Origin of the sequence: Pseudomonas sp. P42, assembly GCF_017973755.1 — a bacterium.
Taxonomy (GTDB): Bacteria; Pseudomonadota; Gammaproteobacteria; order Pseudomonadales; family Pseudomonadaceae; genus Aquipseudomonas; species Aquipseudomonas iridis.
Genome location: NZ_JACOPU010000003.1, coordinates 191,432 through 206,657, shown reverse-complemented (window position 1 = coordinate 206,657; position 15,226 = coordinate 191,432). Strand labels below are relative to the sequence as shown.

Here is a 15,226-nt window from a genome sequence, read left to right as displayed (position 1 = left end):
GGCGGCTCGCGACAGGCGCGGGCAAACAATCGCGCAAGCCTATGCAATGCATCGCGCGGGAACAACCCATTGTGTCGATTGAGCTACTTTGTATGAGCCGATAGACGTCGCTGGCGGCGTTTTGATGGCTAACGTATTCTTCGCGGTTCTTTGGGTCGTCTGACCCGCACAACTGCTTTTTTCTGTGTATTTCCGGAGTTCGCTGAATGTCTGTCGGTTGGCTGCGCGCCTGTGCGCTGGTGATGTTGGGGCTGTTCAGCGTTACGGCGCTGGCCAAGGATAAAACTGCAATCGTGATCGGCGGCGGCCTGTCGGGCCTGACAGCCGCTTACGAACTGCAAAACAAAGGCTGGCAGGTCACGCTGCTCGAAGCCAAACCAAGCCTGGGCGGTCGCTCGGGCATGGCCACCAGCGAGTGGATCGGCAATGACAAAACCCAGCCGGTACTGAACAAGTACGTCTCGACGTTCAAGCTCGGCACCACGCCTGCACCGGAATTCGTGCGCACGCCGGGTTATCTGATCGACGGCGAGTATTTTTCCGCTGCCGACCTGGCGACCAAGCAACCAGCCACCGCCGATGCGCTCAAGCGCTACCAGAAAACCCTCGACGATCTGGCGCGCTCGATCGACGATCCACAGAACCCGGCAGCGACCAACACCCTGCACGCACTGGACCAGATCACCGTGTCGAGCTGGCTCGACAAACAGAATCTGCCAGCCACTGCGCGTCAGTTGATCAACCAGGACATCCGCACCCACTACGACGAGCCTTCGCGTCTGTCGCTGCTGTATTTCGCCCAGCAGAACCGCGTGTACCGCGGCGTCTCCGACCGTGACCTGCGCGCTTCGCGTCTGGTCGGTGGCAGCCAGGTGCTGGCGCAAGCGTTCGTCAAACAGATCAAGACCATCAAGACCAGCTCGCCCGTGTCGGCCATCAGCCAGGACAAGGACGGCGTGACCGTCAAGGTTGGCAGCGTCGGTTACCAGGCCGATTACGTCGTGCTGGCTGTGCCGCTGCGTGCATTGAACAAGATTCAGCTGACCCCGGCGCTGGATGCCCAGCGTCTGGCGGCCATCAAGGGCACCAACTACGGTTGGCGCGACCAGATCATGCTGAAGTTCAAGACGCCGGTGTGGGAAAGCAAGTCGCGCATGTCCGGTGAGATCTACAGCAACACCGGTCTGGGCATGTTGTGGATCGAGCCCGCGCTGAAGGGCGGCGCCAACGTGGTGATCAACCTGTCCGGCGACAATGCCCGCGTGATGCAGGCATTTGGCGACAAGCAGATGGTCGATCAGGTGCTGATTCGTCTGCACGCGTTTTATCCACAGGCCCGTGGCTCGTTCACCGGTTATGAGATCCGTCGCTACAGCACCGACCCGTCGATGGGCGGCGCGTACCTGGCCTATGGCCCGGGCCAGATCAGCAAGTTCTGGCGCGTCTGGGAGCGTCCGCTGCAGCGCGTAGCGTTTGCCGGCGAACACACCGACACCTTGTACCCGGGCACTCTGGAAGGTGCGCTGCGCACCGGTCAGCGTGCGGCCAGCCAGGTTGAAGATCTGGCGGCAGGCAAATCATTTGAACCGGCCAAAGTGATCCCGGCCGCAGCAGCGGCGGGCGCGGCAGGTGCCGTAGCAGCGAAGAAGGGCAACTTCTTCAGCAACCTGTTCGGTGGTTCGGATGATGAGAAGAAGCCAGAGCCTGTGAAAGCTCCAGCGCCAGCTCCCGTGGCCCCAGCGCCTGCGCCAACTCCGGCACCTGCGCCAGCTCCGGTGGAAGCGCCGAAGCCAGCGGCGCCGGTAAAAGCCGAGCCTGCGAAAAAAGCCGCGGCCAAGCCAGCAGCGAAGAAACCTGCGGCGAAAACCGAAGCGAAAAAGCCAGCGGCGAAACCAGCGGCCAAACCGGCGGCGAAAAAGGCTGAGCCGGCGAAGAAGCCAGCAGCCAAGCCTGCGGCAACGACCGAGACCAAGGCGCAGTAAAGCCTTGCGGTGATGAAGAAGCGCGGCGCTTGTGCCGCGCTTTTTTTTGCCTGTCAGATCGCTTTCGCGAGCAGGCTCGCTCCCACATTCGAGCGGGCTCTTCAACTGGAATGCAATTCCCTATGGGAGCGAGCCTGCTCGCGAAGGGGCCTGTTCAGACATACCCATTCCATTGCCTGGCAACAACATCCCGCCACAATTTCTCCTTTAATCTTTCCTTAACACGCCACTTTCAGACTCTTCATCGTATTTCTCGATATTTCAAAGCGAAATTTTCCGCTTTAATTCGATAGATAACTCGCTAGTCTTGGTTCGCAGTTCTCACAGGATTTGGGCAATGCAGCTACGTAACTCTTCTTCGCGCTATGGTTGGGTCAGCATCTTCATGCACTGGGGTGTGGCGCTGGTGGTCTTCGGACTGTTCGCGCTGGGCCTGTGGATGGTGGGGCTGGATTACTACAGCACCTGGCGCAAAGACGCGCCGGATCTGCACAAGAGCATTGGTCTGGTGCTGCTCGGTGTGATGGTGTTGCGGGTGTTGTGGCGTTTTATCAGCCCACCGCCGCCGACGCTGCAAAGCTACAGTCGCATGACCCGTATCGGCGCTAAATTCGGCCACGGGTTTCTGTATCTCGCGCTGTTCGCTGTGATGCTTGCCGGTTACCTGATTTCCACCGCAGACGGTGTCGGTATTCCGGTGTTTGGCCTGTTTGAAGTCCCTGCACTGGTTTCCGGGCTACCGGATCAGGCAGATACCGCTGGGGTGATTCATCTCTGGCTCGCGTGGGCGGTGGTAATTTTTTCCGGTCTCCATGCGTTGGCAGCATTGAAGCACCACTTTATCGATCGTGATGCGACCCTCACTCGAATGCTCGGTCGCAAAGCCTGAAATTCAACCTCGACTCCAAAGGAAAACAAAGCATGTTGAAAAAGACTCTGGCCGCTCTGGCAATCGGTTCTGCCGTTCTGTCCGCCAACGTAATGGCGGCTGATTACGTCGTTGATAAAGAAGGCCAGCACGCCTTCGTCGACTTCAAGATCAGCCACCTGGGCTACAGCTTCATCACCGGTACTTTCAAGGACATCGACGGCAAGTTCAGCTTCGACGCGGCCAAGCCTGAAGACAGCAAGATCGAGTTCAACGTCAACACCGCCAGCGTGTTCACCAATCACGCCGAACGCGACAAACACATCGCCAGCGCAGACTTCCTCAATGCCAGCAAGTTTGGCAAAGCGACTTTCGTCTCCACCAGCGTCAAGTCCACCGGCGCGAACACCGCTGACGTGACTGGCGACCTGACCCTTCTGGGCGTCACCAAGCCAGTGGTTGTCAAAGCCACTTTCCTGGGTGAAGGCAAGGATCCATGGGGCGGCTACCGTGCCGGCTTCGAAGGCACCACCAGCATCAAGCGTTCCGATTTCGGCAAGCAGAAAGACCTGGGTCCTAAGTCCGACGCGGTCGAGCTGTACGTTTCGTTTGAAGGCGTGAAAGCGAAGTAATTTTTCGCCAGCCACACAAAAACGCCCCCGGTTGAAAAGCCGGGGGCGTTTTTGATTGCCTGCCACACACACATCCTTTGTAGGAGCTGCCGAAGGCTGCGATCTTTTGATCTTGGAAAAGCCAAAGTCAAAAGATCGCAGCCTTCGGCAGCTCCTACAGGTGCGCGTGTGTTTTTCCATAAAAAATGCCCCGGCTCTTGCGAACCGGGGCATTTTTCATTGCGGCATCAAATCAGCGATTGCGAGTCAGCAAGGCTGGTTTTTCGCCACGTGGGCGGCTTGGCAGTTGATCGAGCTGCTCAGGTGTCGGGAAGCGGTCGGCTTTCGATTCCTTGTGCATGATCTTCGGGCCATTGCTGCGCGGAGCCTGCACGGCTGGCTCGGTACGTGGTTGATCGTCACGGGCCGGGCGGCGGTTGCGCGAGGACGAGGAAGAGTCGTCGCGACGACCCGACTGACCGTCACGCGGTGCACCATTGCGTGGACCGCTACGCTTGGCTGGCGGGGTGCCGGTGCTCGAGCCGTTGGTGTTGCGCGGAGCGTTCTGGCGACCCTGCGACTGACCGCCGCGTGGTGCGCCCGAACCTGCGCCTGCGCCCTGGGCCGGTGCGCCTGGACGACGACCGCGACCGCCGGCAGGGGCTGGCTTGGGCACGTAGTCAACGCGGTTACCGAAGTTATCCACGTCGTCGTCGAGGAATTCGTCCGGAGCGCGGTCAGCAGCAGCACGTGGCGGCTGGCTCGGACGCTGGTCACGGGCCGGGGTGCCTTCGCGAGGCTTTTGCTGACGGGCAGGACGCTCGCCGCGTTCGCCGGCTGGCTTTTCCTTGCTCTTTTCCTTGCCCTTGTCTTTACGACCGCCGCCACCGCCGCCGCCATTCGGACCGTCGCCACGCGGGCCACGAGGATTGCGCGGGTTGCGCACGTCCGGACGCTCACGCACTTCCGGTTTCTCGGCTTCAATGGTGCTCGAGTCGAAGCCCATCAGGTCGCCGTCGGCGATTTTCTGCTTGGTCATGCGCTCGATGCTTTTCAGCAGTTTTTCTTCGTCCGGTGCGACCAGCGAGATCGCTTCACCCGAACGACCGGCACGGCCAGTACGGCCGATACGGTGCACGTAGTCTTCATCGACGTTCGGCAGTTCGAAGTTGACCACGTGTGGCAACTGGTCGATGTCCAGACCGCGCGCGGCGATGTCGGTGGCAACCAGAATGCGCACTTCGCCAGCCTTGAAGTCGGCCAGGGCTTTGGTGCGAGCGTTCTGGCTCTTGTTGCCGTGAATCGCGACAGCCGGCAGACCGTGCTTGTCGAGGTACTCGGCCAGGCGGTTGGCGCCGTGCTTGGTACGGGTGAACACCAGCACCTGTTCCCACGCGCCGGCGGTGATCAGGTGCGCCAGCAGCGCACGCTTGTGGCTGGCCGGCAGACGGAATACGCGCTGTTCGATGCGCTCGACCGTGGTGTTCGGCGGCGTGACTTCGATGCGTTCCGGGTTGTGCAGCAGCTTGCCGGCAAGGTCGGTGATGTCTTTGGAGAACGTCGCCGAGAACAGCAGGTTCTGACGCTTGGACGGCAGGCGTGCGAGGACTTTCTTCACGTCGTGCACGAAGCCCATGTCGAGCATGCGGTCGGCTTCGTCGAGGACGAGGATTTCAACGTGGGACAGATCGACGCTGCCCTGGCCGCACAGGTCGAGCAAACGACCCGGGCACGCCACCAGCACGTCAACACCACGGGCCATGGCCTGAACCTGTGGGTTCGTGCCGACGCCGCCGAAGATGCAGGCGCTGACGAATTTCAGGTCACGGGCGTAGATCTTGAAGCTCTCGTGAACCTGGGCCGCGAGTTCGCGGGTCGGGGTCAGGACCAGTACGCGCGGTTGGCGCGGGCCGTGACGCTGGGATTTGTCCGGGTGACCGTTGGGGAACAACCGCTCCAGGATCGGAAGGGCGAAACCGCCGGTTTTACCAGTACCTGTCTGCGCCGCAACCATCAGGTCGCGACCTTGCAACACGGCGGGAATGGCCCGCTGTTGCACCGGAGTAGGCTCGGTATAGCCCGCATCTTCGATGGCACGGACTAAAGCCTCGGAGAGACCGAGGGAAGCAAAGGACATGAGTAATCCTGTTTTAGTTAGGGCTTGGCCCAATGGGAATCTTGCCTGGCGCGAATCACGTTTAAGAGGACGCAATCCCGTCCGGTCCTGCTGCGGTTCCAAAGACACGTCTGGAGTGCTCGCGCTGGCTGAAAGCTGCGCTGTAGCGGGTCGAGAGGCCTGTTAAGGTTCCGGGCGTCCGGGCGTGAGCCTGGCGGGAACGCCGGAGTATAACAGAGCAATCACTGCGCGCTGCTTTCCTGCTGCTCAACGGTTTTGCTGTCCGCCGCCGCACGACTCAATGGCGCCGTCTGGCCAGGGGCTGCGCCATAGCGTGCGCTCAGCTCGGCGTAGGCCGGTTCGCGCTTGAATCGCTTGAGTTCGGCGCCGAAGCGCTGGACCAGCAAATCCATCCCGGCATTGCGCCGAACGGCAAGAAATTGGCTCTGGCGGCTAATAACCGTGGGATTCTGGCTGATCAGATCGCGAATATTCAACTCGTCGAGCAAATGCTGGCCGACGCGGCGATCAGTGATCAACAAATCGATGCGTCCGCGCACCAGTTTGCCGAAGTTCGCTTCGTGGGTCGGCGCAGGCTCGCGGGTAAACAGGGTCGATTCACTGAAGTCGGGACTGTACAGATAACCCGGTGAAGTGCCGATGGTCAGGCCTTTGAGCTCGTCGAGCCTGGTGAACGGGTGGGGTCGGTCGTTGGCGTAGAACATCACGAACTCGACATCTGACAGCGGCTCGCTGGGGTAGAGCAGGGTGGCGTCGCGCTCGTCGCTGTGAAAAATATCCAGCGCGCCGTCGGCCTGGCCGGTTTCCAGCATCGACAGGCAGCGTTTCCACGGCAGGAACTGCCATTCGACTTCTATGCCCAGGCGCTTGAACACAATGGCGGTGGTTTCGTAGTCCAGTCCGAGCTTTTTACCGTTCTCTTCATAGACGTAAGGCGCCCATGGCTCGGTGACAATACGCAGCTTCTCGCCCCGAGCGGCGAAGCTTAGGCAAGCAAAAACCAGCACGGCGAATAGTTGCGTGATCAAAGGCATGGCTTGAGATTACGACGAGAAACCATAAAGAGCCAGAAACGGCCTCTACAAGCTCTGCCTCGGGCCTTTAAAAGCAAAAAATCGCAGACTTTGGCAGCTTCTGCAGGGAGAACTGAATCCCAATGCATGAGCTGCCGCAGGCTGCGATCTTTTGATCTGGCTTGTAGCTTTCAGCTTGAAGCGTGTAGCTGCTTCAACGCGGCAACTTCAGGTTATTCCAGATTGCCAGGCTAGGTTCAGCCTGGTTCATGGAATAGAAGTGCAGCCCCGGTGCGCCGCCCTGCAACAGTCGTTCGCACATCTCGCTGACGACTTGCTCACCAAAGCGCTGAATGCTTTGAGTGTCATCGCCATAGGCTTCCAGCTGCTTGCGAATCCAGCGCGGGATTTCCGCACCGCAGGCGTCGGAGAAACGCGCGAGTTTGCTGTAGTTGGTGATCGGCATGATCCCCGGCACCACCGGAATATCCACGCCCAGCGCCTGCAAACGGTCGACGAAGTAGAAGTAGCTGTCGGCGTTGAAGAAGTACTGGGTGATCGCGCTGTCGGCGCCGGCGCGAGCCTTGCGCACGAAGTTGGCGAGATCGTCTTCGTAATTGCGCGCTTGCGGATGCATCTCCGGGTAAGCGGCTACTTCGATGTGGAAATGGTCGCCGGTTTCTTCACGAATGAATTCAACCAGTTCATTGGCGTGACGCAGCTCACCGCTGGTCATGCCCATGCCGGACGGCAAGTCGCCACGCAGGGCAACAATGCGCTTGATGCCGGCAGCCTTGTACTCTTTCAGCAGGCCGCGCAAGTCGCCCTTGCTGTCGCCGACGCACGACAGGTGCGGTGCGGCCGGTACTTTGACTTCGCTTTCCAGCTGCAAAACGGTGTTGAGGGTGCGATCACGCGTCGAACCACCAGCGCCATAGGTGCAGGAGAAAAAATCGGGATTGTACGTTGCCAAATGACGGGCAACGTTGAGCAGCTTTTCATGCCCAGCATCGGTCTTGGTCGGGAAGAACTCGAAGCTGTAGCGACGGTCTTGGGACATCGGAGGGGACCTCCAGCTACAAGCTGCACGCTTCAAGCTGCAAGAGAAGCGGAGGTGCGCTTTTCTCTTGTGCCTGAAGCTTGCGGCCTGAAACTGTTTTGAAATAGGGGCAGAGCCTCACGCTTTGCACGGCAAGTCCGGCTTTTGACCTCGCTTGCCGCTTGAAGCTTAAGGCTCGCAGCTGCTCTTATCTTAGTAGCGGTAAGCGTGCGGCTTGAACGGGCCTTCGACGGTGACGCCGATGTAGTCAGCCTGTTGCTTGGTCAGTTGAGTGACCACGCCGCCGAAGCCGCGAACCATTTCCAGGGCCACTTCTTCGTCGAGTTTCTTCGGCAGTACTTCAACGGTCAGGCGCTCGGCTTTCTGGGCTGGCGACAGGTCGGCGTACTTCTGGTCGAACAGGAAGATCTGTGCCAGCACCTGGTTGGCGAACGAACCGTCCATGATGCGGCTCGGGTGACCGGTAGCGTTGCCCAGGTTCACCAGACGGCCTTCGGCCAGCAGGATCAGGTAGTCGTCGTTCTGAGCGTCGAAAGCGCCCGGGCCGGTACGGTGGATCTTGTGTACCTGTGGCTTCACTTCTTCCCATGCCCAGTTCTTGCGCATGAAAGCGGTGTCGATTTCGTTGTCGAAGTGACCGATGTTGCAGACAACGGCGCGCTTCTTCAGGGCTTTGAGCATGTTCGAGTCGCAAACATTGACGTTACCGGTGGTGGTCACGATCAGGTCGATCTTGCCCAGCAGCGCTTTGTCGATGCTCGCTTCGGTACCGTCGTTGATGCCGTCGATGAACGGCGAAACCAGCTCGTAGCCGTCCATGCAAGCCTGCATGGCGCAGATCGGGTCGACTTCGGACACTTTAACGATCATGCCTTCCTGGCGCAGGGACTGGGCGGAGCCCTTGCCCACGTCACCGTAACCGATGACCAGCGCTTGCTTGCCGGACAGCAGGTGGTCGGTGCCGCGCTTGATCGCGTCGTTCAGGCTGTGACGGCAGCCGTACTTGTTGTCGTTCTTGGACTTGGTCACCGAGTCGTTGACGTTGATGGCCGGGATTTTCAGCTCGCCCTTGGCCAGCATGTCCAGCAGACGGTGTACGCCAGTGGTGGTTTCTTCGGTCACGCCGTGAACGCGATCCAAGACCTGTGGGTATTTCTTGTGCAGCAGCTCGGTCAGGTCGCCGCCGTCGTCGAGGATCATGTTGGCGTCCCATGGCTGGCCATCTTTCAGGATGGTCTGCTCTAGGCACCACTCGTACTCTTCTTCAGTTTCGCCTTTCCAGGCGAAAACCGGGATGCCGGCAGCAGCGATAGCGGCAGCAGCCTGATCCTGAGTCGAGAAAATGTTGCAGGACGACCAGCGTACTTCGGCACCCAAGGCAACCAGGGTTTCGATCAGCACGGCGGTCTGAATGGTCATGTGGATGCAGCCGAGAATCTTCGCGCCTTTCAACGGCTGTTCGCCGGAGTACTTGCGACGCAGACCCATCAGAGCCGGCATTTCCGATTCGGCGATGATGGTTTCGCGACGGCCCCAGGCAGCCAGGGACATGTCGGCAACTTTGTAATCGTTAAAATCTGCAGGCGTGATAACAGCGCTCATGAAGAGCCTCCATTCGTAATGTATGCGAATGGGCGCCGTTGTGCGTTTAGTGTCCGGCCTAGGCCAGTCAACGCCCCATCCGAGCCTGACAGGTTGAACCTGCTGCAGCGCCCCTCGGACAGGTGGCGGGAAAACGGTAGCAAGTGGAAGTTACCGTTTTGAAACGGTGGCGATTATAGCCGTCTAGACTGATCTTCCAAAGGCTTTCTGTCGGCCAAATGAAGATCACCAATCACGACCATAGTAGAAGGCTCATGGAGCATGACCGCTCGGTCTGCCAAGATACCGCCCATCTTTCGGCAAACGCTCAGGAGTGAACATGAATTTCCACACCCGCAAATGGGTAAAACCCGAAGACCTTAACCCCAACGGCACCCTGTTCGGCGGCAGTCTGCTGCGCTGGATCGACGAGGAAGCAGCGATCTACGCCATCGTCCAGTTGGGCAATCAGCGGGTGGTCACCAAGTACATTTCCGAAATCAACTTCGTCAGCGCCTCGCGCCAGGGCGACATCATCGAACTGGGCATCACTGCCACCGAGTTCGGCCGCACCTCGATCACCCTGACCTGCGAAGTACGCAACAAGATCACCCGCAAGAGCATTCTGACTGTCGAGAAGATGGTTTTCGTCAACCTCGGTGAAGACGGCCTGCCGGCACCGCACGGGCGGACCGAGATCAGATATGTGAAAGACCAATTCAAGGATGACGAGGCCGTCCAATAAGATTGGCGGCGCATTCTTCGCGAGCAGGCTCGCTCCCACAGGCAAGGCGATCCCTGTGGGAGCGGGCCTGCCCGCGATGGCGATTCTGTTATCACTGAAGATTCATTGGGTCAGTGAACAGCTGTCAGCGGCGAATGTCGTAGCTAAATCGCCCCCCACCGGTTCCCACGCCATGACCACGCCCACCGACGGCAAGACCCCCGATCTCTCGGCCAAAGAGCAACACGAAGTCGAGAAAAGCCAGCCGCCCCGCGCGGCGGTTCTGCATGAAATCATCCGCTCCCAAGGCGATCAGGAACTTGAACGCAGTATCGCTGCGCTATGGTGGTCGGCGCTCGCTGCAGGGCTGACTATGGGCCTGTCGTTGATGGGCATGGGCCTGCTCACTTCGCGGTTGCCCGAGGGCGACGAATTCAAGGTGATTGCCAGTTTCGGCTACTGCGCAGGTTTCCTCGCGGTGATCCTCGCCCGCCAGCAACTGTTCACCGAAAACACCCTGACCGCCGTGCTGCCGGTCATGACCAAACCGACGCTGCTCAATTTCGGTCGGCTTATCCGCCTCTGGACGGTGGTGCTGGTCGGCAACCTGTGCGGCACGATTCTGGTGGCTTACGTGATGCTGGAGCTGCCGATTTTCGACGCCAAGACCGACCACGCCTTCCTCGAAATCGGCCGCAAGGTGATGGAACACAGCGCCAGCCAGATGTTCGCCAAAGGCATAGTTTCCGGCTGGATGATCGCGACCATGGTCTGGATGATCCCGTCGATGGAGAGCGCGAAGATGTGGATCATCATCCTCATCACCTACTTCATGGCGCTCGGTGACTTCACTCACATCGTCGTCGGTTCGGCGGAGGTGTCCTATCTGGTGTTTGCTGGTGAGTTGCCGTGGAGCGATTTCTTGGCTGTGTTTGCGGGGCCGACGCTGGCCGGCAATATCATCGGCGGCAGTTTTATCTTCGCCCTGATCAGCCATGCGCAGATTCGCAGCGAAAGCGGGACGCCGAAACCTGATGGCCCTGAGAAGGATCATGCCGAGTCCAAGCCAGATTGAATCCTGTCAGGCTTGTGCCAGTGAAAGCACTTTGGACAAGGCGCCCATCATCTTGGGCCGGTCAGTCTGAACGTGGCTGATCAGCGCAATCTCTCTGTCGTAGCGGTCGTTGCCAAGCGGGGTCACAACACACTTGTGGCCCCAGTGTTCGAAGCCGGACCAGTAAGGCACAAGGCTCACGCCAAGGCCTTCAGTCACGAGCATGGCAATGGTCTCCAGTGCATCCAGATCTACCAGCGGCGTCGGCAGCAATCCGTTGTCCGCCAGATAGTGCTCGGCATGCCTTCCGCCCCACGAGTCAGGGTCGTAGCGGATATACGGTTGGGTTTTCAGTTGAGCCGGGATGCTGTCCGAGGATTTTTCCTTCGACAGAAAAACCAGAGGTTCCTTGCGAAGCGATACCGCCTGCAGGGCTTTCGGCAATTCGAACGGCGGAACCACAAGGATCGCCGCGTCGATTTCCCCAGAGAGAAGCGACTGATACAACGCGCGCGATGTACCCGGCACGATGACTGGCGTCAGCCCCGGCGCCAGCTCGGTCAGTGCGCGCAACGCGCCGGGAAGCAGACCGGTCAGCACGGTGGAAATAGCGCCTATTCGTAACTGCCCCGTAAGCCCGCCCTCGTCGGCATCTCCCGCCAGCAATGCAATCTCGCGAACGATGCGTTTAGCCCTCGGCAATAAACCGAGACAGGCCTGGGTCGGCTTGGCTGCGTGCCCAACCCGCGATAGCAGTTCAAAGCCGAGCTGCCTTTCGAGCGCGAGAATTCGCTGACTGATTGCTGCTGCCGTCAAACCCTCCACGCGCGCGGCGTGTGCGATGGAGCCACATTCCACGACTGTAATGAGGCTTTTCAAATAACGCGTATCCATAAGAAATTCTTTCGATAGCGAAAAAATTACATGCTATCTCTTTTGATGAAAACCGCACAGTCTTCAACTCAGCCAGTCACTCTCACTTTCCGGCGACGTTCAGGAGCTACCGATGCAGTCAATTTTTCATCTCGCTATTCACGTCCGCGATTTACAGATTTCCCGCCAGTTCTACGGTGATCTGCTGGGATGTGAAGAAGGGCGCAGCACCGAGACCTGGGTTGACTTCAATTTTTTCGGGCATCAATTGTCGTTGCATCTGGGCGAACCGTTTGCGGTAACCAACACCGGGAAAGTAGGTGAGCACAACGTGCCGATGCCCCATCTTGGGGTGATATTGAAGATGTCGGACTGGGTTGCCTTGAAGGGCCGTTTGATCGAAGGCCAAGTGAAATTCGTTCTTTCACCCACCATTCGTTTTCCAGGAGAGCCCGGCGAGCAAGCGACCATGTTCTTCCTGGACCCCGCCGGGAACCCGATCGAGATAAAAGGCTTCACTGATTTGCAATCGGTTTATGCAACTTGAAACGTCTAAAAGCGCACCTCCCTCAAGTGCTTTTCGAAGGGAAGTCCAAGGAGCGATATGCACAATCTCAATCAAGCTGATGCCACCGCAATTTCTGAAATGGTTCGTGCGGATGTTGTGAGCGCAGAGGCAGTAGCCGAGCACTTTCTTGGCTGTGTCGAAGCGGGTGAGCGCAGCATAAATGCCTTCGTTTCGTTCGATCCGGACGCGGTGCGCAGTCAGGCGTGCCAATTGAAAAACGGTAACGCAAAAGGCCTCTTGGCAGGTGTGCCCGTGGGGATCAAAGACGTCTATGACACTGTCGATCATCCCACACGTTTTTACTCGCCGATCTATGAGCAAAACCACCCCTCGCGTGACGCCTATGTCGTTGCGCTGCTGCGCCAGGCCGGGGCAGTCATCATGGGCAAGACCCATACCACCGAATTCGCCTACATGCACACAGGTCCAACCCGCAATCCTCATGATCTTGCCAGAACCCCCGGCAGTTCGAGCGCCGGGTCGGCAGCGGGGATGGCTGCCGGTTTTTTCCCGCTCGCGTTGGGGACTCAGACGGCCGGCTCATTGATCAAACCGGCAGCCTATTGCGGGCTGTATGCCTTCAAGCCTTCGTATGGTCTGGTTTCTCTGGAGGGGGTCAAACCCCTGGCGCCGAGCTTCGACACGGTGGGTTGGTATGGCAGGTCTGTTCGCGATCTGGAGGTGATGGCGCGCGTCTTGATTCCTGGCTTTCCCAAGCCCGCGCATGAACGTCATGCCTGTTCGTTCGGCTTCTGTCGTACGGCGCGTTGGGATCAGGTAGACGAAGACGTGGCCAGATCCCTGGAAGCTGCGGTTCAAGAGCTGCGTTCAGCCGGACATCAGGTGAGCGAGGTGTTGCTGCCTGAGGAGTTTGCGGGGGTATTTGATGACCATCTGCTGATTAACGATTGCGAAGGCGCCCGATCACTGTCCAAAGAACTGCAAATGCATCCGGACAAACTCAGTGAAGAACTGTTAGCCATGATCGAACGCGCCCGTTTGACGACATGGGAGCAAGAGTCAGCGGCAAAGAAGCGTCTGGCAAAGTTGGCCACCGTTTTGGAGTCGATATTCCAGCCTTTCGACGCCGTCCTTGGGGCGAGCTGTGGCATCGTCGCCCCGTTGGGTCTTGAAGCCACCGGACCTTCCGATTTCAGCAAGTTCTGGATGGCGTTTGGCTTGCCGCAAATCAACCTTCCTCTCGTGCGCAATGCCGGGGCGTTACCCGTTGGCCTGCAAATGATCGGAGGGTTTAGAGACGACAGCAATCTGTTGCGTGCTGCGGAGCATGTGGATGCTGTGCTGCGGGCTGCCGGTTAATTGAAGGGGCGCCGTCGTGGAGGTGGCTCCACGACGGCGCTCCATTGGTGCGTCAGTGCGCGGAACTCGCAGCGCTGACGTCTTGCTGGCCAGAAACGCCGCGAACAACCCGGCCAATGGTCAGGCCCTGAATCAGAATCGACGACAACACCACGATGTAAGTGATGCTCAGCAGCAGGTCACGTTCCTCGCCCAGTGGCAGCGATAGTGCCAAAGCAACCGAGACCCCACCGCGCAAACCGCCCCAGGTCAGCACCCGGATTGTGCCGCGCGGCACTGTGCGCCAACGCCGCAGCAGCAGGATTGCCGGGGCCACGGTGAGCAGACGCGACAGCAGAATCGCCACCGCCAACAAGCTCGCCGCCGCCACGTGCAGCCAGTTGAATGGCAGCAGCAACAGCTCCATGCCGATTAGCGCAAACAGCAGCGCATTGAGCATGTCGTCGAGCAGCTCCCAGAAGCCGTCGAGGTATTTGCGGGTCATGTCGTTCATCGCCAGATTGCGTCCCAGGTTGCCGATGATCAGGCCGGCAACCACCATCGCAATCGGTGCGGAAACGTGCAGTTCGGAGGCCAGCGCCGAACCACCGATGACCAGCGCAAGGGTCAGCATCACTTCGATCTGGTGCTGCTCGATGCTCTTGATCATCAGGTAAACCAGATAACCGATCAGCCCGCCGAACACCACGCCGCCAATGGCTTCGTGGGCGAATAGCATGGCCGTGGCACTGACGGTCGGGGTCTCGCCGAGTTGGGCGATGCCCAGCAACACGGTAAACACCACGACGGCGGTACCGTCGTTGAACAGCGACTCGCCGACGATAGTGGTTTTCAGCGGCTTCGAGGCGTTGGCGGTACGCAACACGCCGAGCACCGCAATCGGGTCGGTCGGGGAAATCAGCGCGCCGAACAACAGGCAGTAGAGGAAGCTCACGTGCCAGCCGAACAGGGCAAAGATGTAGTACGCGAGGCTGCCGATCACCGCCGTGGCGATCAATACACCGAAAGTCGCCAGCAAGCCGATGGGCCAGCGATAGCTGCGCAAATCATTCAGGTTTACGTGCAAGGCACCGGCGAACAGCAGGAACGACAGCATCCAGTTCATCAGCAGATCGCCGAAATCGATCTGGCCGATCAGTTGCTGTACGCGTTCTTCCAGGCCCGGATAGCCGAGCACGCTCAAGCCTTGCAGCAGCAGGGAAAACAGCAACGCGGTGACCATCACGCCGATGGTCGGCGGCAGACCGATGAAGCGGAAGTTGACGAAGGTGAGGAGGGTGGTGAGGCAGATGAAAGCGGCGACAAGTTCAAGCATCCGGGGTCCTTTGGATGAGGGGTGGGAAGAAAACGCACCGGTTCGTTGGTGCAGGGGTTTGATGGGCTGGAGGCAATTCAAGACACAGTGGAAATCTGAGCTGAGATCAAGAGCCCCCCA

Annotated in this window: 13 protein-coding genes and 1 riboswitch; of the genes, 7 read left to right on the top strand and 6 right to left on the bottom strand. The window is 59.1% G+C overall.

Features of this window, described 5'->3' with window-relative positions; translation table 11 throughout:
- Positions 1 to 206: 206 nt before the first annotated feature.
- The 3 genes from H8B20_RS10290 to H8B20_RS10280 all read left to right on the top strand — a co-directional run bounded on the left by H8B20_RS10290 (position 207) and on the right by H8B20_RS10280 (position 3,482).
- On the top strand, positions 207 to 1,982 hold the full coding sequence (locus tag H8B20_RS10290) for a flavin monoamine oxidase family protein (protein WP_210623076.1): 1,776 nt from the start codon (positions 207 to 209) through the stop codon (positions 1,980 to 1,982).
- Between the two features lie 337 nt (positions 1,983 to 2,319).
- On the top strand, positions 2,320 to 2,871 hold the full coding sequence (locus H8B20_RS10285; protein ID WP_042561514.1) for a cytochrome b: 552 nt from the start codon (positions 2,320 to 2,322) through the stop codon (positions 2,869 to 2,871).
- A 32-nt stretch (positions 2,872 to 2,903) separates the two neighbouring features.
- Positions 2,904 to 3,482, top strand: a complete 579-nt coding sequence (locus tag H8B20_RS10280; RefSeq protein ID WP_042561513.1) for a YceI family protein — start codon at positions 2,904 to 2,906, stop codon at positions 3,480 to 3,482.
- A 232-nt stretch (positions 3,483 to 3,714) separates the two neighbouring features.
- Here H8B20_RS10280 and H8B20_RS10275 read toward each other — a convergent pair whose 3' ends face one another.
- From H8B20_RS10275 to ahcY, 4 genes are all read right to left on the bottom strand, one after another.
- On the bottom strand, positions 3,715 to 5,598 hold the full coding sequence (locus H8B20_RS10275) for an RNA helicase RhlE2 (protein WP_042561512.1): 1,884 nt from the start codon (positions 5,596 to 5,598) through the stop codon (positions 3,715 to 3,717).
- A 221-nt stretch (positions 5,599 to 5,819) separates the two neighbouring features.
- Positions 5,820 to 6,632, bottom strand: a complete 813-nt coding sequence (locus tag H8B20_RS10270) for a substrate-binding periplasmic protein (protein WP_210623075.1) — start codon at positions 6,630 to 6,632, stop codon at positions 5,820 to 5,822.
- A gap of 193 nt (positions 6,633 to 6,825) precedes the next feature.
- Positions 6,826 to 7,671, bottom strand: coding sequence for a methylenetetrahydrofolate reductase [NAD(P)H] (metF, locus tag H8B20_RS10265; protein ID WP_210623074.1), 846 nt, complete (start codon positions 7,669 to 7,671; stop codon positions 6,826 to 6,828).
- Positions 7,672 to 7,863: 192 nt separating this feature from the next.
- A complete protein-coding gene (gene ahcY, locus H8B20_RS10260; protein ID WP_210623073.1) occupies positions 7,864 to 9,273 on the bottom strand; it encodes an adenosylhomocysteinase in 1,410 nt (469 codons plus the stop codon).
- A gap of 23 nt (positions 9,274 to 9,296) precedes the next feature.
- Positions 9,297 to 9,395: riboswitch (S-adenosyl-L-homocysteine riboswitch) on the bottom strand.
- Between the two features lie 197 nt (positions 9,396 to 9,592).
- On the opposite strand from ahcY, the gene H8B20_RS10255 reads away from it, so the two are divergent.
- Both H8B20_RS10255 and H8B20_RS10250 read left to right on the top strand, forming a co-directional pair.
- A complete protein-coding gene (locus tag H8B20_RS10255) occupies positions 9,593 to 9,997 on the top strand; it encodes an acyl-CoA thioesterase (RefSeq protein ID WP_042561508.1) in 405 nt (134 codons plus the stop codon).
- Positions 9,998 to 10,169: 172 nt separating this feature from the next.
- Positions 10,170 to 11,051 (top strand): formate/nitrite transporter family protein, encoded by an 882-nt coding sequence (locus tag H8B20_RS10250; protein WP_042562232.1) that lies wholly within the window; start codon positions 10,170 to 10,172, stop codon positions 11,049 to 11,051.
- A gap of 6 nt (positions 11,052 to 11,057) precedes the next feature.
- Here the strand turns inward: H8B20_RS10250 and H8B20_RS10245 are convergent, their stop codons facing one another.
- The gene (locus tag H8B20_RS10245) at positions 11,058 to 11,924 is read right to left on the bottom strand and encodes a LysR family transcriptional regulator (protein ID WP_200616860.1); all 867 of its coding nucleotides are present in this window, start codon (positions 11,922 to 11,924) and stop codon (positions 11,058 to 11,060) included.
- A gap of 112 nt (positions 11,925 to 12,036) precedes the next feature.
- Between H8B20_RS10245 and H8B20_RS10240 the strand changes: the two genes are divergently transcribed.
- Positions 12,037 to 12,450 (top strand): VOC family protein, encoded by a 414-nt coding sequence (locus H8B20_RS10240; protein WP_210623072.1) that lies wholly within the window; start codon positions 12,037 to 12,039, stop codon positions 12,448 to 12,450.
- 57 nt (positions 12,451 to 12,507) lie between these two features.
- Positions 12,508 to 13,791 (top strand): amidase, encoded by a 1,284-nt coding sequence (locus tag H8B20_RS10235; RefSeq protein WP_210623071.1) that lies wholly within the window; start codon positions 12,508 to 12,510, stop codon positions 13,789 to 13,791.
- A 52-nt stretch (positions 13,792 to 13,843) separates the two neighbouring features.
- Here H8B20_RS10235 and H8B20_RS10230 read toward each other — a convergent pair whose 3' ends face one another.
- A complete protein-coding gene (locus H8B20_RS10230) occupies positions 13,844 to 15,106 on the bottom strand; it encodes a cation:proton antiporter (protein ID WP_047303891.1) in 1,263 nt (420 codons plus the stop codon).
- Between the last annotated feature and the right edge of the window lie 120 nt (positions 15,107 to 15,226).

Coding starts and splice junctions, on each gene's coding strand:
- ahcY (WP_210623073.1), bottom strand. CDS start 9,273: ATGAGCGCTGTTATCACGCCTGCAGATTTTAACGATTACAAAGTTGCC.
- H8B20_RS10255 (WP_042561508.1), top strand. CDS start 9,593: ATGAATTTCCACACCCGCAAATGGGTAAAACCCGAAGACCTTAACCCC.
- H8B20_RS10250 (WP_042562232.1), top strand. CDS start 10,170: ATGACCACGCCCACCGACGGCAAGACCCCCGATCTCTCGGCCAAAGAG.
- H8B20_RS10275 (WP_042561512.1), bottom strand. CDS start 5,598: ATGTCCTTTGCTTCCCTCGGTCTCTCCGAGGCTTTAGTCCGTGCCATC.
- H8B20_RS10285 (WP_042561514.1), top strand. CDS start 2,320: ATGCAGCTACGTAACTCTTCTTCGCGCTATGGTTGGGTCAGCATCTTC.
- H8B20_RS10230 (WP_047303891.1), bottom strand. CDS start 15,106: ATGCTTGAACTTGTCGCCGCTTTCATCTGCCTCACCACCCTCCTCACC.
- H8B20_RS10245 (WP_200616860.1), bottom strand. CDS start 11,924: ATGGATACGCGTTATTTGAAAAGCCTCATTACAGTCGTGGAATGTGGC.
- H8B20_RS10235 (WP_210623071.1), top strand. CDS start 12,508: ATGCACAATCTCAATCAAGCTGATGCCACCGCAATTTCTGAAATGGTT.
- H8B20_RS10290 (WP_210623076.1), top strand. CDS start 207: ATGTCTGTCGGTTGGCTGCGCGCCTGTGCGCTGGTGATGTTGGGGCTG.
- metF (WP_210623074.1), bottom strand. CDS start 7,671: ATGTCCCAAGACCGTCGCTACAGCTTCGAGTTCTTCCCGACCAAGACC.
- H8B20_RS10280 (WP_042561513.1), top strand. CDS start 2,904: ATGTTGAAAAAGACTCTGGCCGCTCTGGCAATCGGTTCTGCCGTTCTG.
- H8B20_RS10240 (WP_210623072.1), top strand. CDS start 12,037: ATGCAGTCAATTTTTCATCTCGCTATTCACGTCCGCGATTTACAGATT.
- H8B20_RS10270 (WP_210623075.1), bottom strand. CDS start 6,632: ATGCCTTTGATCACGCAACTATTCGCCGTGCTGGTTTTTGCTTGCCTA.